Here is a 24,592-nt window from a genome sequence, read left to right as displayed (position 1 = left end):
ACAAATGTGTCATAAAAATCCCGTAGGATTTGGTTTTGAAGTTGGTATATAACCCGTTAGAATAAAGCTGTGATTTTTTCTCAAAAAACACAGTTTCAATACGCGGACGCATAGGGTAACATGCGCCCGCTTTTTCCAATCATGGAACAATCTAAATAGGTAAACGGCAATGCCAGTAAACTCTATTTTGGGCGTGTTTGCAAAATCGCCAATTAAGCCTCTTCAAGAGCACATGGACAAAGTCTACGATTGCGCATCGTTACTGGTCCCCTTTTTCGAAGCCACCATCACAGGTAACTGGGATGCTGCAGTTCAACTACGTAAACAAATTAGTTTAGCGGAAAAGCAAGGGGACTCACTCAAACGTGAAATTCGCCTCACTCTGCCAAGCGGTTTGTTTATGCCTGTTGAGCGTACAGATCTACTGGAACTACTGACACAACAAGACAAAATCGCTAACAAAGCAAAAGATATCTCTGGTCGTGTAATCGGCCGTCAATTGCTTATCCCTCAGGTCATGCAAGTCCCCTTTATCGCATACTTACAACGTTGTATCGACGCAGTTGGTCTTGCAAAAGAAGTCATTAACGAACTCGAAGATTTGCTCGAAGCAGGTTTCCGTGGTCGTGAAGTTGACTTAGTGGCCAAAATGATCAACGAACTCGATATCATCGAAGAAGATACTGACGATTTACAAATTCAACTTCGTCGTCAATTATTCGCATTGGAATCAGAATTGAATCCTGTCGATGTGATGTTCCTCTATAAAACGATTGAATGGGTCGGCGGTCTTGCAGATCTGGCCGAACGCGTCGGTTCGCGTCTTGAGCTTATGCTTGCTCGCGTTTAATAAATAAGGTTATCAAGGTATCAATATGGTTGATGCAGGTATGGAGGTGGCTAACGTATTAGCCACTAATGGGCCGTGGCTTATTGCCATTGCGGCTGCGTTTGGTTTTCTAATGGCGTGGGGCATTGGTGCAAACGATGTGGCCAATGCGATGGGAACCTCTGTTGGTTCTAACGCCATTACGATTAAACAAGCGATTATTATCGCTATGATCTTCGAATTTGCAGGTGCTTTTTTGGCCGGCGGCGAAGTGACCAGTACAATCCGTAACGGTATTATTGATTCAAGTTATTTTACCCAAACCCCTGAATTGCTGGTATACGGCATGATTGGCTCATTGTTAGCTGCGGGGATTTGGTTAGTCGTGGCATCGGCATTAGGCTGGCCAGTATCAACGACTCACTCAATTGTAGGCGCGATTATCGGCTTTGCGGCTGTAGGCGTTGGCACTGAGTCTGTCGCTTGGGAAAAAGTAGGCGGTATTGTTGGTTCTTGGGTTATTACACCAGCAATCTCTGGCTTTATGGCGTTCATTCTGTTCCAAAGCACTCAAAAACTGATTTTCAACACCGATAACCCACTTGCTAATGCTAAACGTTATGTACCTTTCTACATGGCGTTCGCAGGCTTTATGATGTCATTAGTCACGATCCTCAAAGGGTTGTCACACGTTGGCATTCATTTAAAAGGTGCCGAAGCTTATATCCTGGCGGGCGTAATAGCATTGGTCGTTGGTATCATAGGTAAAGTGTTTATTTCTCGTCTAAAAATGGATGAGAAAGCAAGCCACAAAACCATGTACGCTAACGTCGAAAAAGTGTTTGCGATCCTGATGGTTTTAACCGCTTGTTGTATGGCATTCGCCCACGGTTCAAACGATGTTGCAAATGCGATTGGTCCTTTAGCTGCGGTGGTATCTGTAGTTAATAGTGGTGGCCAAATTGCATCTAAATCACCGTTAGTATGGTGGATCCTACCTTTAGGTGCTGTGGGTATCGTTATGGGTCTGGCGATTTTCGGTCAGCGCGTGATGCAAACCATTGGTAAAAATATTACTCACTTAACCCCAAGTCGCGGTTTTGCTGCCGAATTAGCCGCAGCCTCTACCGTAGTGATTGCTTCTGGTACTGGTTTACCTATCTCTACCACACAAACGTTAGTCGGTGCGGTATTAGGTGTGGGTATGGCCCGTGGTATTGCGGCAATCAATATTGGTGTGGTGCGTAACATTGTTGTGTCTTGGGTGGTTACTTTACCTGCGGGTGCAGGTCTATCGATCATCTTCTTCTATATGATTAAAGGCATCTTTAACTAAGAAGCACATAACGACTATGGCAAGCTCGCCGTAGAAATGTACTAAACACAGAGGAATTGCTAGCATGGATGCGGCAAAGTTGAGGGAAGTCTATGACTTCCCTCTTGCATTGCAGGCCTCAAATCCCTAGCATGTGGTCACTATTTCGTTGATGAGAATACAAAAGTGTTAAGAATGCTGACTCTGGTGGGAATGATGTTACTCTCCCCTAACCTGCTGGCCGAAGGCCAACCCCGCTATATCTCGGATAACGTGTTTCTTTATATTCTCAACGGCCCAGGTACTGATTATCGTATTTTGGGTTCGATTGAAGCGGGACAACCCGTCACGTTACTTGGCGAAACTCAGGGTGATTATTCAAAAATAATCGACCATAAAGGTCGTGAAGGTTGGGTGCCAACCAACTTAATCAGTTCAACGCCTAGTTTTCGTGAGCAAGTTTCAACACTCACTAATGAGTTAAACGAAACCAAAGCCAAGCTTGCAGAAGTCTTAAGTTCGACGAATAACCATTCCGATGAAGTGGATGAACTCAAAGCCAAGCTAAGCGAAGCCGAAGCTATGCTGAACAAAACCACTCAAGAGCGTGATAACCTCAAAGTAGCGGTTGATCATAGTGCCCAAGAGGCACAATTTGCGCTATGGCGTGAGGGCGGACTGATTGCCGCCGCAGGTTTAGTGGTTGGGGTAATTTTGGTATATCTACCAAGACCACAACGCCGCAACAAGAAGCGTTGGATGTAAATTTTTACGCAAATAATCTGAAAGTCAAAGCTAAAGCCAGTGTTTTCAAACACTGGCTTTTTGTCAATCAAGCGTTACAACTAACGCTTAACAAGCCAATCAAACAATCCTCACATTCTTTCACGCTATAGTGTTGTCCGTCACATTTTGGTTGTATAATCTGCGCGCGCAAAGCTTCATATTGTATACAAAATATCAAATGCGTTTCGCGCCCCCCATTTTTGTTTCAACAATAGAGCCGAAAACAACTGGCCAAGATGGAAGCGATTACTATGTTCAAAGCGAGTGAAGTGCTGGCAGGCCGCTACGATTCTGCCAATCTCGACGAACTGTTCAAAGCCGTCACCGACAACTACATTGTCGATGAAGAACAATACTTGTCAGAGCTAATCAAACTAGTACCCTCCAGTGATGAAGCCATCGAGCGCGTCACTCGTCGTGCCCACGAACTGGTAAACAAAGTTCGTCAATTTGAGAAAAAAGGCTTAATGGTTGGCATCGATGCCTTCCTGCAGCAATACAGCTTAGAAACACAGGAAGGGATTATCCTGATGTGTTTAGCCGAAGCCCTGCTGCGTATTCCCGATGCGGCCACCGCCGACGCCTTGATTGAAGATAAACTCTCAGGCGCAAAATGGGATGAACACTTAAGCAAGAGCGATTCGGTGCTCGTTAATGCCTCCACTTGGGGCCTAATGCTCACGGGTAAAATTGTTAGCTTAGATAAAAAAATCGATGGTAGCCCAAGTAGCCTATTAGGCCGTTTAGTCAATCGTTTAGGTGAACCCGTGATCCGTCAAGCCATGATGGCGGCGATGAAGATTATGGGTAAGCAGTTCGTTCTCGGCCGCACCATGAAAGAAGCGCTCAAGAACAGCGAAGACAAGCGTAAATTAGGTTACACCCACTCCTACGATATGCTGGGTGAAGCCGCGCTGACGCGTAAAGATGCCGAAAAATACTTTACAGATTATGCCAATGCGATTACCGAGTTAGGCGCGCAAAGCTATAACGAAAGTGAATCACCACGCCCAACGATTTCTATCAAGCTGTCGGCATTGCACCCACGTTACGAAGTCGCTAACGAAGACCGTGTATTGACCGAGCTGTACGACACGGTTATTCGCCTGATTAAACTCGCGCGCGGGTTAAATATCGGTATTTCTATCGACGCCGAAGAAGTTGACCGTCTCGAACTGTCATTAAAACTGTTCCAAAAACTGTTTAATTCTGACGCCACTAAAGGCTGGGGATTACTCGGTATCGTGGTGCAAGCTTACTCTAAGCGCGCCCTGCCAGTGCTGGTATGGTTAACCCGCCTAGCGAAAGAGCAAGGCGACGAAATTCCCGTTCGCTTAGTGAAAGGCGCCTACTGGGATAGCGAGCTGAAATGGGCACAACAAGCTGGCGAAGCTGCTTACCCACTCTACACCCGCAAAGCCGGTACCGACGTATCTTACTTAGCCTGTGCGCGTTACCTGTTATCCGACGCCACCCGCGGCGCGATTTACCCACAATTTGCCAGCCACAACGCGCAAACAGTGGCGGCCATTTCCGATATGGCGGGCGATCGTAACCACGAATTCCAACGTCTACACGGTATGGGACAAGAGCTGTACGACACTATTCTGTCGGAAGCGGGCGCGAAAGCGGTACGTATCTATGCCCCAATCGGTGCCCATAAGGATCTGCTGCCCTACCTAGTGCGTCGCCTGCTGGAAAACGGTGCGAACACCTCGTTCGTACACAAGCTGGTCGATCCGAAAACCCCTATCGAGTCTTTAGTGGTTCACCCACTGAAAACCCTGACAGGCTACAAAACCCTGGCTAACAACAAAATCGTTTTACCTACCGACATCTTCGGTAGCGATCGCAAAAATTCCAAGGGACTCAATATGAACATCATTTCAGAAGCAGAGCCATTCTTCGCGGCCTTAGACAAATTCAAATCGACGCAGTGGCAAGCTGGCCCTCTGGTTAATGGTCAAACCTTAACTGGTGAGCACAAAACCGTGGTTAGCCCATTCGATACCACTCAAACCGTGGGCCAAGTGGCCTTTGCCGACAAAGCGGCTATCGAACAAGCCGTGTCTTCTGCTCATGCAGCTTTCGCCTCTTGGACCCGTACGCCTGTTGAAGTGCGCGCCTCTGCCCTGCAAAAGCTGGCGGATCTGTTAGAAGAAAACCGCGAAGAACTGATTGCCCTCTGTACCCGTGAAGCGGGCAAGAGCATTCAAGACGGTATCGACGAAGTGCGTGAAGCCGTAGACTTCTGCCGTTACTACGCAGTACAAGCCAAGAAGCTGATGTCAAAACCTGAACTGCTCCCAGGCCCAACAGGTGAGTTAAACGAACTCTTCCTCCAAGGTCGCGGTGTGTTTGTGTGTATCAGCCCATGGAACTTCCCATTGGCGATCTTCTTGGGCCAAGTATCAGCAGCCCTAGCAGCGGGTAACACTGTAGTTGCTAAACCTGCGGAGCAGACTTCAATCATTGGTTACCGCGCAGTGCAGTTAGCACATCAAGCGGGTATTCCAACGGACGTGCTGCAATATCTGCCAGGTACAGGCGCTAGCGTTGGTAACGCACTGACGGCTGATGAGCGCATCGGTGGCGTATGCTTTACCGGTTCAACGGGCACAGCCAAACTCATTAACCGCACACTGGCAAACCGTGAAGGCGCAATCATTCCATTAATCGCCGAAACCGGTGGTCAAAACGCTATGGTAGTTGACTCTACTTCTCAGCCAGAACAAGTGGTTAACGATGTGGTGTCTTCATCCTTCACCAGCGCAGGTCAACGCTGCTCGGCACTGCGTGTACTCTTCCTACAAGAAGATATTGCAGACCGCGTTATCGATGTTCTGCAAGGTGCGATGGATGAGTTAGTAATTGGCAACCCAAGTTCAGTGAAAACCGACGTAGGCCCAGTTATCGATGCGACCGCGAAGGCTAACCTTGACGCCCATATCGACCACATCAAGCAAGTCGGTAAGCTTATCAAGCAAATGCCACTGCCAGCGGGTACTGAGAATGGTCACTTTGTAGCGCCAACTGCCGTTGAAATCGACTCAATCAAAGTGCTTGAAAAAGAACACTTTGGTCCAATCCTGCATGTGATCCGTTATAAAGCAGCGGATCTTGGCAAAGTGATCGATGAAATCAACAGCACAGGTTTTGGATTAACCTTAGGTATCCACAGCCGTAACGAAGGCCATGCCCTCGAAGTCGCTGACAAGGTTAACGTAGGTAACGTGTACATCAACCGTAACCAAATCGGCGCAGTCGTTGGCGTACAGCCTTTCGGCGGTCAAGGTCTGTCGGGCACAGGTCCAAAAGCCGGTGGTCCACACTACTTAACTCGTTTCGTGACTGAAAAAACTCGCACTAACAACATCACCGCCATCGGTGGTAATGCGACCCTGTTGTCACTGGGTGATAGCGAAGAATAAGCCCTCACCTGTGAGAGTTGAACAAAAGCCAGACGGAGTCTGGCTTTTTTTATTTACGTTAATCAAAATCAAAGTCGTGGGGCTTCACCCCACACCCGACCCAAAGGGGAAAAACGCCTGTTCCCCTTTTGGAAATCCCCCGGCGTCCCTAGCGAAGTTACATGCATTGATGAGTGGCTTCGTGCTTATTCGAAAATCGCTAACGCTTCCGATGGTACATCCTGTACCCCGAAAGCTAGCGAGGCATCCATGCCTCACTCACGCGATTTTCTTCAACACCCTTCAGCAACTTCGCAGGGGAAGGTGAACTTCAGTGATCTCTATGTTGACCTTTAATCCTCAAAGATATGTGCCTGTTCTATTTTTATCATTAAGAAATAGATAATTAGAGTAATAATATGAGAAAGTAGAATTTTTATAAACTGTGGTCTTTTATGTTAATAAGCACTGGTTTGTCACAATTAAATGAAGAATCTAAAAAGTACTATCTTTATCGAGCACTTACTTGTCATAACTACTTTCCAGATCAGAAATCGACTATAGGAGAACTTCCACCACTCCTTAGTACTAGACAGTTTACGCCAGAGGTATGTGAGGCTCTGGCAGCTTTGGGTGAGTCAGACACTCGTGAGGGTAGTGGTTATGATGTGGTTATATATAATGCGACTAGGTATAACAACGCATTTCGTGAACTGTCACTCATTCACCCGAAAGCGTATTCACTGTTAGCTAAGCATATGCATGATAACTGGGATAAAATCGAGCCATTTACTGTTAGCGAAACAAGTATTATCAAACCGGAACTACATGAAGATGGTAGAATCATGGTAATGAACTATGAAGATCCCATCGAAAAGACTACCCGAGCGTTGACTGAAAGCTTTGGTAAACGATTTCATGTAACTGCCGATATTTCTAATTGCTTTAATAGTGTCTACTCACATGCCATTGCATGGGGACTTGTTGGAATTGATTTTGCCAAAAATAATCGCCAAAAAGGGAAATGGTTCAATCTTTTAGATTCATATCAAAGGAAATGCAAAAGAAATGAAACGCAAGGTATACCTATTGGTTCTGCAACCTCGAATATTAGTCTAGAAATTATTCTCGGTAAAGTTGATGAAGAACTAAGACGTGCAGGTTACAACGTGCATCGGTATGTTGATGATTATAGTTGCTACTGTGAGACGAATGAACAAGCTCATGAATTTTTATTATTGCTGGGTAGGGAACTAGCTAAGTATAAATTTTCACTAAACATTCAAAAAACTAGAATTGTAGAACAACCTGTCCCAGATCAAGATTCTTGGATAATAGAATTGCTAGGACATTTACCTAGCCGATTGAATAAATCTCATAATGACGAGCCTACACTTTCGGCATCCGAAGCGATTACTTTCATAAATTATGCGATGATTATCAACAAACAAACGCCAGATGGTAGTGTGCTCAAGTACGCAATTCAGTTAATAGTTAATTTTTTGAATGAACAGGCGCCTCCTACAGTATATAAATCTGTTCTAAATCTGTCGTGGCATTACCCCATACTTATTCCTTATCTTGATGTTTTAATCACCAAATCAAGTATGGACAGACGAGATATTGAAAGTCACTTAAATTCTTTAATAATCGAGAACTGTAAGCATCGCCGTTCGGATGGGATCTGCTGGCCTCTACATATAATGAAAAAAATAGGGATTAAACCTAATGAAAATACTACTGCTGCAATTATTAAAAGTAAGGACTGTGTTGGTTTGACTATCCTTTACACAATGATTAGCAATAGGGAGTTGATAATTGATTTTGCAAATGAAATTATTAAATCCCGAGATAACTACTTGATTGATAATTACTGGTTATTGCTTTACCAACTCTTTAGAGATGGGGCTATAATTAACCCCTATGGTAATATCAGAGTTTTCGATGTCCTATTGGATTTTGATGTTAATTTTATTCCAGATGATACGATAACAGCCTCTGAATATAAAAGTAAAAGGACTGAGGCTCGCTTTTATTTTGGTGCGATAGATGACATAAAATAAAAGGTTTATCGGGATGATTTAATGGGGTTTTAGCAAGCTATCCATTGTTAAATTTCTAAACAAAGACAGGCGCTGATCTTTGGGGATAAAAGCTCGCACAGTTGCGACAGGAGTTCAGCTTCCCCTGCGAAGTTGCCGCAGGGCGTTGGAATAAATTGCGTGAGTCCGGTCATGGATGACCGGCTAGCTTTCGTAGGTACAGGGACGTTGCCTTCGGAAGCGATAGCAATTTATCCATAAGACCAAGGCTAGTACCTAATGCATGTAACTTCGCTAGGGGCGTCTTGGAGAATCCAAGGAGGATAGGACGAGCAGTCCTCCTTGGTCGGGTGTGGGGTGAAGCCCCACGACGTTGATTCACCTCGGCCGCAAGGCCGCTATTACTCACTAACCGCGATAACCTTACTAATTCAAACACTAAGCAAACCAACACTATTATCTGGTGTGGGTGAAGCCCCACGACGTTGATTTACCTCGGCCGAAAGGCCGCAATTACTCATATACTCATAGCGATAACCTTGCTAATTCAAATACTAAGCAAACCAGCACGATTATCGGGTGTTGGGTGAAGCCCCACGACTTTGATTCACCTCGGCCGTTAGGCTGCCATTTAACGCAATAGCATTAAGGGCACTTAATGCCCAAGCGCCCCGCTCCGAGGTATGACCCCAACGCATTTTCTCACTCACTTACCTCACTAGAATTTCCTCAAAACTGAGTCTTACTAAGCAAGCGGTTTTAAAGCCAATGTGAGCGGCTTCAAATTGTGAATAGGCGAGATTTGAAAGCGATATGAGGGGATTGCACCTAAGAGATAAAAACCTTCATAATCGCCATTCAATCAACCGATTTTTTACTTTCTCAAAGTCACTTTCTCAAGGCAACTATGACATTCTCGCTATTAGATATTTCTGCATTAACGTGGTTTATCGTTTCTTGGGCTGGCTATACCGCTTTTGCCCGACGCAAAGCGAAGGATACCGACTGTATTGCCCGTGGCCTGCATAAGCACCGAATTTACTGGATGCTCGAGCTGATGACTCGAGGCGTGCGGGTTGGCGATGCGGCGTTATTAGCTAACCTTGAACGCAATATTGCCTTTTTTGCCTCGACTACGCTATTCGTGCTCGCGGGGGTATTAACCTTATTTGCCCAGGTTGAACGCCTCGAGGCCGTGATTGCCACTATTCCCTATGCGACGCCACCAAATCATTCATTGGTACAAGTTAAATTAGCGTTATTAGTAGTCATTTTTGTGATGGCGTTTTTCCAATTTACCTGGTCGATGCGTCAATATGGCTTTGTGAACGTGATGATAGGCGCTGGCCCCATGGATAGCGAAGGCGCCAATGACAACCTTAAAGCGTACGCAAGACAAATGGCAACGGTGCAAGACCAAGCCGCCCATTCCTATAACTATGGCCTGCGGGCTTACTACTTTTCGATGGCCGTGCTCTGCTGGTTCGTGCACCCTATCCTATTTATTTTGGCTAGCCTGTTTGTGGTGGTCACCCTGTATCGCCGCGAATTTAAATCCCGCGCAGTTATGGCCATTACCGCTGCGAAGGCACATTTAGGAACAGAATACCAAGCGCGAGAAACTCAGCGTCAATCCAAGTAGTCGTCATTTAGCCTGAGACTGCGCCAGTAAAGCGCAGTCTAATTCTTGTTCTATACTCATTGGGTTAATCACCAATCAATAATGGGAGTGAACCATGAGTGATAATCTGTTAACAGTGGATGAAGTGTGCAAGTTGCTGGATAAGAGCCCAGCGACGATTAAACGCTATGCGCGGGAAAACTTGCTCAGCAGCGTGAAAGACGGTGAAGAATTGCGATTCCCCGAAGAAGAGGTCAAACGTTACTTAGCCTTTTCGCAGCGCTTAGGAAGATAAGCCGCCGCGCCTTGTATCGATTCATCCCCAAATGGACTTGGGATGTATCCACGCAAAGCGATTATTGTTGTAAAGCCTGCTGTAATTGCTTGTAGGATAAAAACTCCCGCTGCGACTCATTCAGGCCAAGTTCCGCTGCTAAAGCGACGAGCTGCGCCTCATAGATTGGCAGCTTAGCTTCATCATTAGTCATAATAGCAAGCTCGGCAAAGTCTCCTAAACCTTCGAGCCAATCAAGCGTTAAATGAAATTCCCCGAGAAAATACACGCTGCGGCGTTTTTTAATCTCAAGCACACATTGATAGCCTAAAGTCCGCAGCATACTTTTGGCCTTGTTGGCATCCGTAATATTGACCGCCTCACAGCGGTCTTTCTCGGGCCCTTTCACAATCCACAGCATGATGCCGGAGGGCTGCATCTCGCGAATACACAGACTTTTATGCTCAGCCGCTAAGGAGGCTATAGGCGAATCAAAATAGCAGTCATGCTCAAGATTATCCTCGAGCATCACCTCGGGGGATTTGGCACTTAGACGTTCCCAAAAAGCCTCTCGGTCTGCGAGCCGATACTTAAGCTCCACCTCAAACTTACCGTTAAAATGGGCGTTAATTTGCGGGGCTAATTCTTTTGGTACTAATTCTTTTGGTGCCAATTCTTTTAGTGCAAAGTCTGCTTGCATTGGGTTATTCATCTAACGGCATTACTCCTGCTGCATGCTTAACTCTTTATCCGCTCTTGTCTACTCGTGCTTCGATCGGGCTTAAGCTAAACGACGATAAAGCGCCTGATAGGCGGGACAAGTTTGCAGTAACTGCTCATGGTTACCCGATGCCACAATTTGCCCCTCGGCGAGGAGGTGTATTTGGTCCATCTTGGCCATCGCCGTTAATCTGTGGCTAATCATTAGCAAGGTTTTATCTTTCGCAAATTCAAATAATAAGCTTAGGATTTCCCGCTCGGTGCGCTTATCTAGACCCTCGGTTGGCTCATCTAACAGTAACAAAGGCGCATCACGCAGCAATGCCCTTGCCACGCCGATGCGGCGCTGCTCGCCGCCCGATAACTGCCGGCCGCCCTCACCAATCCACATATCTAATGGCTTGTCGCCTTTGAGTAACTCACCTAAACCAACCTGCTGTAATACTTGGATAAAACGCTCGTCATTGGCGGTACGCTTTTGCCCTTCTGGCACAGGCAAGGCAATGGCAAGATTCTCCCGCAGCGTGCCCGCATACAGATAGATCCGCTGGCTCACGACTGTCATCGCCGATCTTAATGCGCCCTCGCTATAGTCACTCAATTGATGACCATCAAGGTAAATCTGACCGCTTTGCGCCTGCCACTCTCGGGTAATTAAGGACAATAAACTGGATTTACCGCAGCCAGTGGAGCCCAATAGCGCCACCTTTTGGCCCGGCTTTATCTCGAGGGATAAGCCCTGAAGCACGTGCTGGCTTTCGCTATAACTAAATTGGATATCGCGGATCAGCAATCCACCAGAGGTCGCCTTAAGATCTGTATCTGTACTAAAACGAATATCGCTTTCTTGCTCGGTGATTTCGTTAATACGTGTCGCCGCCAGCACACAACCGGACAAATGTTGGAAGGCGCCCGCAATCGGCATCATCATTTCCACACAGGCCATAGTGGCAAACACCATCAAGGCAAACATCGGGCCGGGAGGCACGGCATCGCCCACGCCATTGGCGGCTAAAAATAGCATCATGATGAGTGCCGAGCCCGTCGCCAGGATCAGCATGGCTTGGCTTAAGGCGGTGATATTCGCCATCGCCCCTTGGCTAGCAAATAACGCCTGCTCGGCCTCGTCGAGCTTGTGTCTGTATCTGGCGTTTGCTCCAAATAAACTCAACTCCGCTTGGCCTTGTAATATATCGAGTAACTGCACCCGATATTGGCGTTTAGTCTCCAGCATATTGCGGCTAGGCGCATGCCCGAGACGATAAAACAACAGTGGTAGCAGCAGCCAAATCACCACTAAAAACAGGCATAAACTTAAGGCTAGCTTGGCATCAAACCATGCAAGGAATAGATATAAAAACGCCGTCATCAGCAAGGAAGCCGCCATCGGCGTCAACAATCGTAAATACAGATGGTCGAGCGTATCGATATCCGCCACGAGACGATTGAGCATATCGGCGCGGCGCAATCCTTGTAGATTTTTAGCGCTAAGCGGGAAGAGTTTTCGCCACGCCCACACCCGTAGTTCGGTTAATAATTTAAAGGTCGCCTCATGGGTTGCTAAGCGCTCACCGTAACGACTGGCCGTTCGCGCGATAGAAAGGAAACGCACGCCCCCCGCGGGAGTAAAAAAGTTAAAGGATTGGGAGCCGATAATAGTTAATCCCGCCACCGCCGTCGCCGATAAAAACCAACCCGACAACGACAATAAGCCAATCCCCGCCATCAAAGTGGTAAGGGTAAGCACCAACCCAATAACCATCATTAACCATTGATGGGAGAACAACCGAATGAAGGGAAGGAGTATTCTCATTGTGCACCTCCCTCTGTTGTCCCTAACGCAATATCGACGCGAGTATCAGGCATTGGCGATTCAAGCTCAATATCGGCTACCGACTCGGTATTTTCATGCAACATGGTTTGGAATAAACCCGCCTGCATAGAAAGAGTCGCAAAGTCGCCTCGCTGGACAATCAATCCCTTATCTAAGACTAAGATCGACTGCATCCGATCGAGCTGATCTAATCGATGGGTCACCATAATGCACATCTTGCCCGCCATCGCACGGTTCAAGGTGAGCGTTAATAGTTGCTCGCTAACACTGTCTAAACTCGCGGAGGGTTCATCAAGGATAAACACCTGCGACGCCTGTGCTAGCGCCCGCGCCAGAGCTATACGTTGTGCCTGCCCGACCGATAGGGTTGATGATTGTTCACCGATAGCTGTCGCTAAACCAAGGGGTTGCATGCGCACAAATTCATGGATATTGGCTTGCTCTAGCAAGTGCCACACCTGCTCGTCTGTAATATTAGGATTGGCTAGGGCTACGTTTTCCCGCACTGTGCCATGGAATAACTGTGGCTCTTGTCCAAGCCACGCTAATTGGCGCCGCCAATAGGCAAGATCAATGCTGGAGAGCTCAACACCATTAATCAGTAACTTGCCTTGATAGGGTAAAAATCCTAATAGCGCGTTGAGTAAACTGGTTTTGCCTGCACCACTTGGGCCAACTAAGGCTATATGTTCCCCCTGTTTCAATTCAAAACTAATGGGCCCTAATAAGCGGCTGCCATCAACGCTAAAGACCTCAAGTTCTTCAGCTATCAGGCTTTCAATCTTCTCAAGTCTGGTATCACAAACGACTGAGTCTGTTGGCTGAGGCTCGGGATGCTCAAGCAGAGTCATTAAAGCCTGCGCGGCACCAATCGCCTGCGCTTTGGCATGGTAGTGAGTGCCCATATCCCTTAACGGCTGATAAAACTCCGGCGCTAAAATAAGGATAAACAAACCGACAAACAGGCTAAAAGGTAAACCTTCATTGGTATTAGGCCCAATTTGAGCGTGCGCGCCATAGTAGCCAAAATCGAGGTGACCTAAGTAACTAAAACCAAAGTAAACCGCTAATACAGCAATCGACACCGCGGCAAAAAACTCCAGTACCGCCGAGCTTAAAAAGGCCATACGCAACACCGACATGGTTCGGCTGCGAAACTCCTCCGATGCCTTTTCAATCACCTTCAGCTCAGCATCGCCTCGATTGAATAGCTTTAAGGTCGCGAGCCCTTTTAATCTATCCATAAAGTGGCCACTTAATCTGGCTAACGCATTGAAGTTTTTACGATTGGCATCAGCGGCCCCCATACCGACAAGGATCATAAACAGCGGGATAAGGGGCGCGGTTAACAGCAAAATCAGCCCCGCCGCCCAGTTGATGGGAAACACGGCGATGAGGATCAATAAGGGGATCACGCCAGCAAGCGTCATTTGCGGTAAATAACGGGCATAAAAGTCTTGTAAATCTTCAACTTGCTCTAACACTATGCTCGCCCAACTGCCTGCGGGTTTACCTTTAATAAACGCAGGGCCGAGCCGAGTTAATTTATCCATTACCGCACTGCGGATTTGTTGGCGTAAACGTTTACCCGCTTCAAAACTGGCACGCTCGCGGCCATAGGCAAGTATTGCTCGCAATAACATTAAGCCAATCAAGGCCATAAAATGCGGCAGATAATCACTCGCTCTGATAACAGTCTGAGCGCTATCGGCGCCTAATCCGAGCAATCCATTACCAATAATCACACCATCGAGGAGAGTAGCAATTAAATAAGCCTGCACGATCAATGCAATAGCACTTAATATTCCACACCAGACCGAAAGTTTAAGAAACCAGCCACAGGCCTTTTTTTGCGACTTGAGCCAAACAAGAAGGGACTTTTCTAACGACTTATCCATGGTGCTCCAACAAAACCAACACTGCAGTAAATTCTAGAAATCGATCTAACGCTTACCAATCAATGCCAAGGACTTGCAATAAGCGAAAAGCTTCGATAGGGACGCAGTATCGCAGGCATCCCCAACAGATGAAACCTTGGACGTATCTTTTGCTAAAAGATTCACGAAAATGCGATGATGATCAATAAATTCAGATTTAGCTCACACAGATAAATACTTCACGCCTATAAACACTTATATAGAACCACGTATTCGCACTCTCACATATCATCAAACTTAAAAATCTTTGTTGATTACGGATAACCCTATTTAACGAGGATAAAGACTAAAATATTAGCTAACTGGTCATTAGCGAAATTGTTGGATAAGATAGGAATAATTTTCAAGGAGTTAGATAGCAATGACAAACAAACATTCCGGTTTCACGTTAATAGAACTTGTTGTTGTGATTATTATTTTGGGCATTTTGGCTGTAGTGGCTGCCCCCAAATTTGTTAATTTACAGTCTGATGCGTACAAAAGTCAGTTGTCGGGTGCATTGGCATCAATGAAGTCTGCGGTCACCTTATTCAAGGCAAAATCAGAAATCGCCAACACAGGTACGACTAATCGTGTGGTTTTTGATGGTATTCGGGGCGAGAATTACCAACCTTGGGCCGCAAGCAGTACTGGCACAGCACCTAGTGCGGGCTACACAACACCACCTGAAATTTTTAATGCCGCAGGCTTAAGCGTGAATGATTGGTCCTACCGTATTTATACATCCAACGGCACCTATCAAGTCATTGCAACCCCAAAGCAAAAGTTAAATCTGGCGACCCCTACTCAAGCAGAGGTATCTGCAACTAATTGTTATATAGACTATAAATGGGAGACAACAGGTGTTCCGACCTATACTAAGGTTGACACAGGTTGCTAATCACTGAGGCTTGTTGACGTTTTGGGCCCAATCAAAACGTCAATAGTGCGCATGTAACCATATTTAGTGACCCTATTTCCGCGCTAAGGCTGAATACCACCGTATTTGACTAACACATGCCAAAGTAGCTTGAGTTCATGGGCTACTTGAGCACGATTACCTCGATCTCGCCAGTGTTGTGGTGAATGGTATAAATCCCGCGCAGCAACCCCAATGGCATAGGCATCGACGCTATCGTCAATCGCAATACGTTCGGCCAGAGATGGCATAGTGGGTCCACGGAAATCGCTAGGGATCTGTGCCGTATGCAGGCTAAAACCATTATGGTATTGCAGCTCAATATCGTAACGGTCGCACAACTTAGTTAACGTTGCCCCGATTTCAGTCCCTTTAAAACTCGGATCGGCCACCAGCATGGCAATATCTTCATCGAGTGACACGTCACCGTGAATTTGCGCTTCGATATAATGATCAAGATTTGTCGACATCGGGCGTTCAAAGCGGGCAAGCAATGACGAATTAAGCTGATGCGCCAAATAATGGATCACATTTAGAGGCTTAAAGTCCGCTTTACCCAAGGCATAGTGGCGCTCAAAACTCTCGGTCAACAGTGCCGCTAACACATCATCAAAACAAGATAATGTCCCCTTCTCCTTAGGATTACGGTAAGAATCAAGGTAAGTAAAGGTCGAACGCGTGAGCAATTGTGAGTGGGTGAGCAGATAACAACTGCCAAAACGCGGGGCGGGGCCATCCTGCCACATGCCTAAATCTAAAGCGCCATACTTAGGGCGGGATTTGGTTCCTTTATACACATCGCCAAACAGCTGATTTTCCCAATGATCCCTTGGTCCTCCAAGCTCAGGCGATAACTGCCCATTGGAAATATGGGTCTCGAACTGACTACGGTATTGCCCATCACGTAGAAGCCCTTCGGCGACTGTTAGACCTCGGCTGTCGATTCTGTCGGGATGGAAATGCAGTGCAACGCGGCCACACTGAAATAATTGCTTGAGTGCTAACTGCATCTCCTGCATGGGAATATTCGACATCTGCTGCACGTTTTTAATCACAGCCACGGCCTGCTCACTTCGCCCACGTGCAAGGCGTTCAATATGCTGTATTGCTGTCATAATCCACCCGCCATGAGGCGTTAATATTCCTGAGCAGAACTATCTTAAGAATGCAATGGTGCAGAATTCAACCTGCAAACGGAAAAACATCCCGTGAATCTTTACATATCCCGTTTATGAATATGTCTGGCCAACACTTTGGCAACCTATTGAGGAATCTTGTTAATTTTACCTCAAGTTGAACTACTTATAAGCAATCAAATTAACATAAACGTGATCTTTCGCTAAATACTGAACAAGATACTGATAGGTCGATAAATTAGCCACTAATGAAATAGGATTTTTATGCCTTTATACAACAAAATGCTTTCAGTCGTAGCACTGAAGCCCCTGTTAATGTAAGCTGCACGCCCGCCGTTCAGGCTATACCAAAGCAACGATGCGATGTTGCCACAAGAGATCCATTAATGAGTTTTTCCGCCTTAGGTTTATCCGCACCACTCCAAAAAGCCGTATCCGAACAGGGCTATGACACGCCATCTCCCATCCAAGTGCAAGCAATTCCAGCTGTACTAACGGGCAAAGACGTCATGGCTGCGGCCCAAACGGGAACAGGAAAAACCGCAGGTTTTACGCTGCCATTACTGGAATTACTCGCTAAAGGCCAAAAAGCCAAGTCAGGACAAACTCGCGCCTTAGTCTTAACGCCTACGAGGGAACTGGCGGCACAAGTTGGTGAAAGTGTTGAAACCTATGGTAAATATCTACCACTGCGTTCAGCCGTGGTCTTTGGTGGCGTGCCTATCAACCCGCAAATCAATAAATTACGTCATGGTGTTGATGTGTTAGTTGCCACACCAGGGCGACTATTAGATCTTGTGCAACAAAATGCAGTGAAGTTTAATCAACTTGAGATCTTAGTGCTCGACGAAGCGGATCGTATGTTGGATATGGGCTTTATCCGTGATATCAAAAAAATCCTTGCACTCTTACCCGATAAGCGACAAAACCTGATGTTTTCAGCCACCTTCTCCGATGAGATCCGTGAGCTTGCAAAAGGGTTAGTCAATCATCCGGTTGAGATTTCCGTCACGCCGCGCAATGCCGCCGCAACGACGGTTAAGCAATGGATTTGCCCCGTTGATAAAACGCAAAAATCAGCCCTGCTGATCCAACTCATCAAACAGGAAAACTGGCAGCAAGTGTTAGTGTTTTCGCGTACTAAACATGGCGCAAACCGACTCGCGAAGAGCCTTATCCAAGCCGACATTAGCGCTGCCGCGATCCACGGTAATAAAAGCCAAGGTGCGCGCACTAAGGCCCTCGCCGACTTTAAGAGCGGTGAAGTTCGCGTATTGGTTGCGACCGATATTGCCGCCCGCGGTTTAGATATCGATCAGTTACCGCAAGTTGTTAACTTTGATTTACCTAACGTGCCTGAAGATTATGTGCATCGCATTGGCCGTACCGGCCGTGCTGGCGCCACAGGCCAAGCCGTTTCATTAGTCAGCAGCGAAGAAATTAAACTGCTTAAAGATATTGAGCGATTAATTAACCGCGTGCTCGAGCGCCAAGAAGTTGCAGGTTTTGGCCCAGTGCATGCGCTGCCCGAAACAACGCTCACTCCCCAAGGTAAAAATCATAAAGTAAAAGCCGTGGCAAGCCAGCGTAAACACCGCAGTGCAGGAAAACCTGCCCCACGATCTGGTTCTGGCCGTGATGCGTCTCAAACATCAAGCGTTCGAGATGGCAGCCACGATAAGCACAGCATGCCATCACGCAACAGCAATGAACATCATAATACCGAAGCAGCAGTTGCACGCTCGCCAAAACCAAAGAGTAAGCATCCTCAGCGCGATGGCGGCACAACTAACAGTGCAACGGCGGGGAACAATGCAAAAGCGAAACCGCATTCAGGTGCACAGCAACGTAGCCATGCAGAACGAAGCGACAAATCAAACAATGATGGACGCCGCCAAGAGCAACCCAAAGGCCGCCATCCACACAGTACAAAACCGGCTTCGAATGAGCCGAAACAGCACTCACATCGCGCAGATAACCGCCCGAATCGTGTTAAGCCTTAATCGCGTTAAGTCATAGTCGCGTTAACTAATAATCGCCGTTAAGCTTCAGCCAGTTATCCAAAAATGCACAATAAAAATGCCCAGAGCCTAAGCGTTGGGCATTTTTATTTTACTAAACAAATTGATAGCGATAGTGCTAAATCCCTAGACTGTGCGCACCTTAAATTGCAGCATCGCTTCACGTAATGAATTTGCCTGTTGGGAGAGTGACTCACTGGCTTTAGCCGTTTCAAAAGCGCTGCTAAGCACCGACTCACCTGAATCCCGTATGGTATTGATCCGTTCACTGATATCCTCAGCCGTGACAGCTTGCTCCTCACTCGCGGTAGCCACTTGCGCATTAGCCTGCGATAACTGGGTTAAGGCATCCGAAATCTCAAACAAGTTTTGTTTGATTTGATTGACTAATAGAGATGAGTCTTTGATTTGTAATTCATTTTTACCAAATGAATCCACAGCTGATTTCGCATCAAGCACTAAAGTTTGAATAAGTTCACTGATTTCCTGTGTAGCCGTTTGGCTACGAGTTGCCAATGCACGAACCTCATCGGCAACCACGGCAAACCCTCGACCTTGCTCACCCGCTCTTGCCGCCTCAATCGAGGCATTTAAGGCTAACAAATTGGTCTGGCCTGCAATCGCATCAACTACAGACACAAAATTTAAAATTTTACCTGTACTGGCCTGTAACTGTTGAATAAGCTGACTGGACTGCTGGGCGCTAACCACTAATTGCTGAGTAATTTTCTCACTCGCGTCAACAACGGCACAGCTTTCTTTCACTCGGCTTTCCGCTTGTCCAGAGGAGTAGGATGCACTCTCGGCGCTGCTAGCAACTTCAGTAATTGTCGCCGCCATTTGGGTCATGGAGGTGGCAACTTGATCTGTATCTTCCTGCTGACTAAGTATCGCTTTACGGTTATTTTCAGCTACAGCATTAAGCTCTGTAACCATAGATGCGATTTCTTCACTGCGACCAATCACTTGCCCAACGGTTTTACTGAGGGTTAGGGCCATTTGATTCATACTAATAGTCAGCTCGCCCAGTTCATCTTTCGATTCTACTGTTAATTCTCGGCTAAAGTTTCCCGACTCCATCATGGCTGCTGCATTACGCAGGCGCATAATCGAACGTACTATGTACTGACTAAAGGCGATTCCGATAACTAAACCTAAAATCAAAGCGATAGAAGAAATAACTATCAAGCCGTAAATGGCGTCTTGCTCTTCGTTCTCGGTAACAGTGACTGCTGTTTGTGTCATTTGCTCTAAACGCAACGCAAACTGGCTTAGCTGGGTATTAAATTCACCTTGGGTTTGTTCAAGTTCATTCACCTGTTGCACCAATGCCGCAGGATTAGTGCGTTGCTGGATTGCGGCGACCACGGTGGCAAGCTTTAGATCGTAATCTCGATAAACTCGAATAATATTGGTAATTTCTTGAGTTAACTGTTGTGTTTTATCTCGTAACTCTGAAGATTGGGGATATGCTAGCGCCTCATTGAGCATGGTTTGGGTGGACATCAACTCATTATTAATCCGCTCTTTATGTTGAATCACTTCACCAATAAAGCCGTCAATTAATCGCTCCTGCGCTGAAACGGGTATCTCAGAGGCTCTGAAAGCCTTCTCAAGGCTAATCGAACTCTCAAGCTGCAAGATAGTAACTTCATTCGATAATTTCACTAATGGTATGTTTTCTAATGCAATTGTTTGAACTTCATCAGCAACCCGCTTCATTTTAAGCAAGCTAAATCCTGCTAATAACAGAATCAGTAGCAGCATAATGCCGATTAAACTGCCCATTTTATATCTGATCTGTAAATCTCTTAAGAAGCCAAGCATAAGGATGCACTCCAACTGCCAATGTCTTATTTGTCTTTATATAGCATAGATGGAGTTTTGAGCTTTGTTGCAATGAGCACGCTTGGGTTAAACAAAAAATTTAATCCCTACCCCCAACCCTTGTCCGACATATAAAGCAAAACAGGTGATGGTGTTTATATGGAATGGTGTTTATATGGAATGGTGTTTATATGAAATGGCGTAAACGCTTGCTGGATATTGCGATAACGGGAATGCAGATCCGACGAAAACTTGCATTCACCTGAGAGATAACAGAAGATCCAACAGCCTTTTTTATTGCGTTAAGACCGTAGATGACACACACAGCCCCAACCAACACCACATTACCCAACGCAGAGCTTGCGCAGCAGGATATTGGCTCACAGAGCACTGCACCAGAAAGCATTGCATCAGACCATTTTGTATCGGAGAAGGTTGTGCCTGAAACAAGCACATTACTAACGCAGGCGTTTGATCTCAATAGCCAAATCCGCGCGCAATTTTCCACCCTCTCGCAAATGTTGGGCGATTATCCCCTGTGTTATCTCGATACCGCGGCCACCAGCCAAAAGCCGCAGTGTGTGTTAGAGGCAATGGCACAGTATTACCAATACGACAATGCCAATGTGCACCGCGCAGCGTACCAGTTATCGTCGCGCGCCACCTCAAGTTACGAGAAGGTGCGCGATCAATTGCAGGTATTTATCAATGCCAAGCGCCGTGAAGAAATCATTTTCACCCACGGCACTACTGAGTCCATCAACTTAGTCGCGTTTGGCTTAACGCCACAACTTAAATCAGGCGATCTGATTTTGATCGACAGCGCCGCCCACCACGCCAACATTGTTCCGTGGCAAGAATTGGCCAAACGCACTGGCGCTATCATTAAACCTATTCCGCTGACTCAAGATTGCCGACTTGATCTAAATGCCTACCAAGCCTTGCTGGAACTGAAACCCAAGGTTGTCGCCCTGTGCCATGTATCCAACGCCTTAGGTACGGTAAATCCGGTGGTGGAGTTAGTTCGCCAAGCAAAAGCCCAAGGGGCACTCACCTTAGTCGATGGCGCGCAGGCCGTGGCACATTTAAGCGTTGATATGGCCGCCATCGATTGTGATTTTTATGTGTTTTCAGGCCACAAGATGTACGGCCCGACGGGCATTGGCGTGCTTTATGGCCGTTTCGAGATACTCGATACCCTTACACCGCTGCTTACGGGCGGCGAAATGATCAAACGCGTTAGTTTTGATGGCACCGAATTTGGCAGCTTGCCTAATCGCTTAGAGGCTGGCACACCGCCGATCAGTGCAGTGATTGGCCTTGGCGCCGCTATCCGCTTTTTGCAACAACACCTCACGTCAGAGGTTAAAGCCCATGAAGCTGAACTGCTTCAGTATTTGCAAAACCAACTGCGCGCCCTTGGCGATGTGCATCTGTATGGCGCGCATCGCGATAATATTGGCACCGTCGCTTTTAACCTTGCCGATGAACATCATCAGGATGTGGGCATTTTATTAGATCAACAAGGCGTTGCAGTTCGCTGCGGCCATCACTGCGCCATGCCCTTAATGCAAACCCTTAACCTTAAAGGCTGTTGCCGCGCCTCAATTGGTATCTACACCAATAAAACCGATATCGACCGCTTTATTGCCGCCTTGGCCTCAGTTAAAGAATTGCTACTCTAAGGTTTATCCTTAAAGCCATCAGCAAAACAGATAAAAAGAGGATAGTTCCCCATGACATTGCCAATCATGCCTACTGCTACCGAGTTTGATTATCAGGTTGAGGATGCAGCGACATTACTAGCACGGTTTGAGCAGGCACCAAACTGGCAGGAAAGATATCGCCAAATCATGTTACTAGGTAAAACCTTACCCACTTTAGCGGATGAATTTCGCCTTGAGTCTGCTCAAGTGAAGGGCTGCGAGAGTGATGCCTGGCTGTACCATCTAGAGCAAGACGGTAAGCATTATTTTCTGGCCGATAGTGATGCGCGCATAGTGAAGGGGTTAATCGGTTTACTGTTGAGTGCCTGTCACGGCAAACAGAGCGACGAGATACTCGCCTTCGACCCTTCCGCCTATTTCAAACAATTAGGGCTAGAGGGCCAATTAAGTCCCTCGCGAACCAACGGCTTACATGCCTTAGCTAAGGCAATGATTGATGCGGTAAAACCCTAAATCAATCTGCGGGTTAAATCGACAAAAGAGGGATTTAATCAAAGACTTCTATGCTTTAACAGGGTATAAAGAAGTACAAATGAGCTTAATCTAAAGGAGAGTGCACGTCCATGAAGGCTATCAATCACCGTCGCCGAACTCTGCTCAAAGGCCTCAGTGCAGTTACTGGATTGAGCGCCGCCAGTGCATTAAGCCCTTTTGCCAGTTTCTCTAGTCTTGCCGCGCCCCTCCCGCCACGTGCACGGCGCTTATATATCGATGGTTTATCCTTTTTGCCCGATGATTTAGCCGATGTTCGCGCCTCAGGCCTCGATGCCTTTCTGTGTGATATCTCCGCCATTGAAACCATTGAACAAGCCGACGGCACCTTAAACTACAAGCGAACCTATAAAGCCTGCCTGGACAGCATCCAGCAAGCAGCAAAACGGGTGAGCGAGCATCCCGATATCCTCTTACAAGGCTTAACAGGACGCGATATCCAGCTTGCGAGGGAGAGCAATCGCACGGCAGTTTTCTTTCAAATCCAAGGTGCGGACTGTGTTGAAGATGATAGTGATGCCAACCAATGGGCCCGTGTCGATGAGTTTCATCGCCAAGGCCTACGCGCACTGCAACTCACTCACCATTATGGCAATACCTTTGCGGGCGGAGCGCTAGATAACGATGCCAATGGCGGACTCAATAAACCGCTGACGAATCATGGGCGAGCGCTTATCGCAAAACTCAACCAAGCCAATATATTAATCGATGTCAGCCACTCAAGCGCCCAGACCGCGTTAGATGTGGCTAAACTGAGCCGCGCGCCAATCGTTCAAAGCCATGGCGCGGCGCGCGGGCTCGTTAAACATGCCCGTTGTAGCCCAGATGAAGTGATCCGTGCTATTGCTAATTCAGGCGGTGTTTTTGGTGTCTTTATGATGAGCTTTTGGCTCACCAATAAGGCCGTCCCAACGATCAATGACTATATCCGCCAATTAGAATATGTGGCCCGGGTCGGTGGAGTTGATTGTGTGGCCATCGCCAACGATTTTCCGCTCAGAGGCCAAGAAAATCTGTTAGCCCTGAATAACGATAATGCCCAAGGCATTAAGGAATATCAGGATTGGTGGTACAGCCTAAGGGCCAAAAAAGTATTAGGCTTTGATGCCGAGCCAAGGCATGTAGTGATCCCTGAGTTAAACCATATCGAACGCATGAGTCGGATTGATGATGCCCTAGCCAAGGCCCGATTTAAATCGACCGACCGCGACAGCTTTATGGGCGGCAACTGGCAACGAGTGTTGAATCAAGTATTAATCTAAACCCAATTAATTAAGCAGCGCTATCGCTCTACAGAAAACATGACTCATACCAAGGCATCATAAAATACCGCTAGCCATAGGGTTTCGCCCCCTAAACCAGTCGAAGCGACGCGGTGTTTTTCATGGGGCGCGATGGTGAGATAATCTCCTGGTTTAAGTGTTAACAATCTACCTTGCTCAAATTCGAGTTGTGCCTCTCCTTTGAGCAACATCACCCATTCATATTGTGTTTGATCGTACCAATCACCCTCAGGGGTTGAATGGCCTTTGGAGATAATGCGCTCAATCATCACATTGCCATTTCCGGCAAGGGTTTCAAACACTTCTTGTGAAAGATCACTTGGGAGTGACTGATAAAAATTTTGTAGCATCATGAATCCAGATCTCGACTTAAGGGCAAGATAATCTATTGAGAAACCAAAGTATAACCCGTTATCATAGGCCTATTCGACTTAAGAAAT

19 protein-coding genes are annotated in these 24,592 nt (G+C 46.7%); 12 read left to right on the top strand and 7 right to left on the bottom strand.

What is annotated here, in order from left to right:
* Window positions 1-169: 169 nt before the first annotated feature.
* The 5 genes from IEY09_RS01100 to drt4 all read left to right on the top strand — a co-directional run bounded on the left by IEY09_RS01100 (window position 170) and on the right by drt4 (window position 8,403).
* Window positions 170-850 (top strand): TIGR00153 family protein, encoded by a 681-nt coding sequence (locus tag IEY09_RS01100; RefSeq protein WP_037421779.1) that lies wholly within the window; start codon window positions 170-172, stop codon window positions 848-850.
* 25 nt (window positions 851-875) lie between these two features.
* Complete coding sequence (locus tag IEY09_RS01095) at window positions 876-2,165, top strand: inorganic phosphate transporter (RefSeq protein ID WP_080612413.1); 1,290 nt, start codon at window positions 876-878, stop codon at window positions 2,163-2,165.
* A gap of 195 nt (window positions 2,166-2,360) precedes the next feature.
* Window positions 2,361-2,909, top strand: coding sequence for a TIGR04211 family SH3 domain-containing protein (locus IEY09_RS01090; RefSeq protein WP_037421868.1), 549 nt, complete (start codon window positions 2,361-2,363; stop codon window positions 2,907-2,909).
* A gap of 257 nt (window positions 2,910-3,166) precedes the next feature.
* The gene (putA, locus tag IEY09_RS01085; protein WP_188869492.1) at window positions 3,167-6,361 is read left to right on the top strand and encodes a bifunctional proline dehydrogenase/L-glutamate gamma-semialdehyde dehydrogenase PutA; all 3,195 of its coding nucleotides are present in this window, start codon (window positions 3,167-3,169) and stop codon (window positions 6,359-6,361) included.
* Between the two features lie 434 nt (window positions 6,362-6,795).
* Entirely contained in the window at window positions 6,796-8,403 is a 1,608-nt protein-coding gene (gene drt4 / locus IEY09_RS01080; protein ID WP_188869490.1) for an antiviral reverse transcriptase Drt4, read from the top strand.
* Window positions 8,404-8,954: 551 nt separating this feature from the next.
* Here the strand turns inward: drt4 and IEY09_RS01075 are convergent.
* Window positions 8,955-9,092, bottom strand: coding sequence for a hypothetical protein (locus IEY09_RS01075; protein WP_188869488.1), 138 nt, complete (start codon window positions 9,090-9,092; stop codon window positions 8,955-8,957).
* Between the two features lie 197 nt (window positions 9,093-9,289).
* On the opposite strand from IEY09_RS01075, the gene IEY09_RS01070 reads away from it, so the two are divergent.
* Together IEY09_RS01070 and IEY09_RS01065 are read left to right on the top strand one after the other, a co-directional pair.
* On the top strand, window positions 9,290-10,024 hold the full coding sequence (locus tag IEY09_RS01070; RefSeq protein WP_037421785.1) for a DUF599 domain-containing protein: 735 nt from the start codon (window positions 9,290-9,292) through the stop codon (window positions 10,022-10,024).
* 94 nt (window positions 10,025-10,118) lie between these two features.
* Window positions 10,119-10,298: a helix-turn-helix domain-containing protein gene (locus tag IEY09_RS01065; RefSeq protein WP_011623867.1), complete on the top strand. Its 180-nt coding sequence runs from the start codon at window positions 10,119-10,121 to the stop codon at window positions 10,296-10,298.
* 61 nt (window positions 10,299-10,359) lie between these two features.
* Here IEY09_RS01065 and cyaB read toward each other — a convergent pair whose 3' ends face one another.
* The 3 genes from cyaB to cydD form a co-directional block, all read right to left on the bottom strand.
* A complete protein-coding gene (cyaB, locus tag IEY09_RS01060) occupies window positions 10,360-10,989 on the bottom strand; it encodes a class IV adenylate cyclase (protein ID WP_188869486.1) in 630 nt (209 codons plus the stop codon).
* A 69-nt stretch (window positions 10,990-11,058) separates the two neighbouring features.
* Complete coding sequence (gene cydC, locus IEY09_RS01055) at window positions 11,059-12,810, bottom strand: heme ABC transporter ATP-binding protein/permease CydC (RefSeq protein WP_188869484.1); 1,752 nt, start codon at window positions 12,808-12,810, stop codon at window positions 11,059-11,061.
* The gene (gene cydD / locus IEY09_RS01050) at window positions 12,807-14,729 is read right to left on the bottom strand and encodes a heme ABC transporter permease/ATP-binding protein CydD (RefSeq protein ID WP_188869482.1); all 1,923 of its coding nucleotides are present in this window, start codon (window positions 14,727-14,729) and stop codon (window positions 12,807-12,809) included. The genes cydC and cydD overlap by 4 nt, the downstream gene beginning before the upstream one ends.
* A 400-nt stretch (window positions 14,730-15,129) precedes the next feature.
* On the opposite strand from cydD, the gene IEY09_RS01045 reads away from it, so the two are divergent.
* Complete coding sequence (locus tag IEY09_RS01045) at window positions 15,130-15,648, top strand: type II secretion system protein (protein WP_037421801.1); 519 nt, start codon at window positions 15,130-15,132, stop codon at window positions 15,646-15,648.
* 83 nt (window positions 15,649-15,731) lie between these two features.
* On the opposite strand, the gene IEY09_RS01040 is transcribed toward IEY09_RS01045, so the two are convergent.
* Window positions 15,732-16,781: a DUF3626 domain-containing protein gene (locus IEY09_RS01040; protein ID WP_037421804.1), complete on the bottom strand. Its 1,050-nt coding sequence runs from the start codon at window positions 16,779-16,781 to the stop codon at window positions 15,732-15,734.
* 407 nt (window positions 16,782-17,188) lie between these two features.
* Between IEY09_RS01040 and IEY09_RS01035 the strand changes: the two genes are divergently transcribed.
* Complete coding sequence (locus IEY09_RS01035) at window positions 17,189-18,805, top strand: DEAD/DEAH box helicase (protein ID WP_188869480.1); 1,617 nt, start codon at window positions 17,189-17,191, stop codon at window positions 18,803-18,805.
* A 144-nt stretch (window positions 18,806-18,949) separates the two neighbouring features.
* Here IEY09_RS01035 and IEY09_RS01030 read toward each other — a convergent pair whose 3' ends face one another.
* The gene (locus IEY09_RS01030; protein ID WP_188869478.1) at window positions 18,950-20,650 is read right to left on the bottom strand and encodes a methyl-accepting chemotaxis protein; all 1,701 of its coding nucleotides are present in this window, start codon (window positions 20,648-20,650) and stop codon (window positions 18,950-18,952) included.
* 314 nt (window positions 20,651-20,964) lie between these two features.
* Between IEY09_RS01030 and IEY09_RS01025 the strand changes: the two genes are divergently transcribed.
* From IEY09_RS01025 to IEY09_RS01015, 3 genes are all read left to right on the top strand, one after another.
* A complete protein-coding gene (locus IEY09_RS01025) occupies window positions 20,965-22,335 on the top strand; it encodes an aminotransferase class V-fold PLP-dependent enzyme (RefSeq protein WP_188869476.1) in 1,371 nt (456 codons plus the stop codon).
* A gap of 51 nt (window positions 22,336-22,386) precedes the next feature.
* Window positions 22,387-22,830 (top strand): SufE family protein, encoded by a 444-nt coding sequence (locus IEY09_RS01020; protein WP_109277890.1) that lies wholly within the window; start codon window positions 22,387-22,389, stop codon window positions 22,828-22,830.
* A gap of 110 nt (window positions 22,831-22,940) precedes the next feature.
* Complete coding sequence (locus tag IEY09_RS01015) at window positions 22,941-24,131, top strand: membrane dipeptidase (protein WP_188869474.1); 1,191 nt, start codon at window positions 22,941-22,943, stop codon at window positions 24,129-24,131.
* 44 nt (window positions 24,132-24,175) lie between these two features.
* Here IEY09_RS01015 and IEY09_RS01010 read toward each other — a convergent pair whose 3' ends face one another.
* Window positions 24,176-24,502 (bottom strand): cupin domain-containing protein, encoded by a 327-nt coding sequence (locus tag IEY09_RS01010; RefSeq protein ID WP_188869580.1) that lies wholly within the window; start codon window positions 24,500-24,502, stop codon window positions 24,176-24,178.
* Window positions 24,503-24,592: the final 90 nt, after the last annotated feature.

This window comes from Shewanella xiamenensis, assembly GCF_014647135.1.
GTDB classification, from domain to species: domain Bacteria; phylum Pseudomonadota; class Gammaproteobacteria; order Enterobacterales; family Shewanellaceae; genus Shewanella; species Shewanella xiamenensis.
This window is presented reverse-complemented; position numbering and strand designations above follow the sequence as displayed.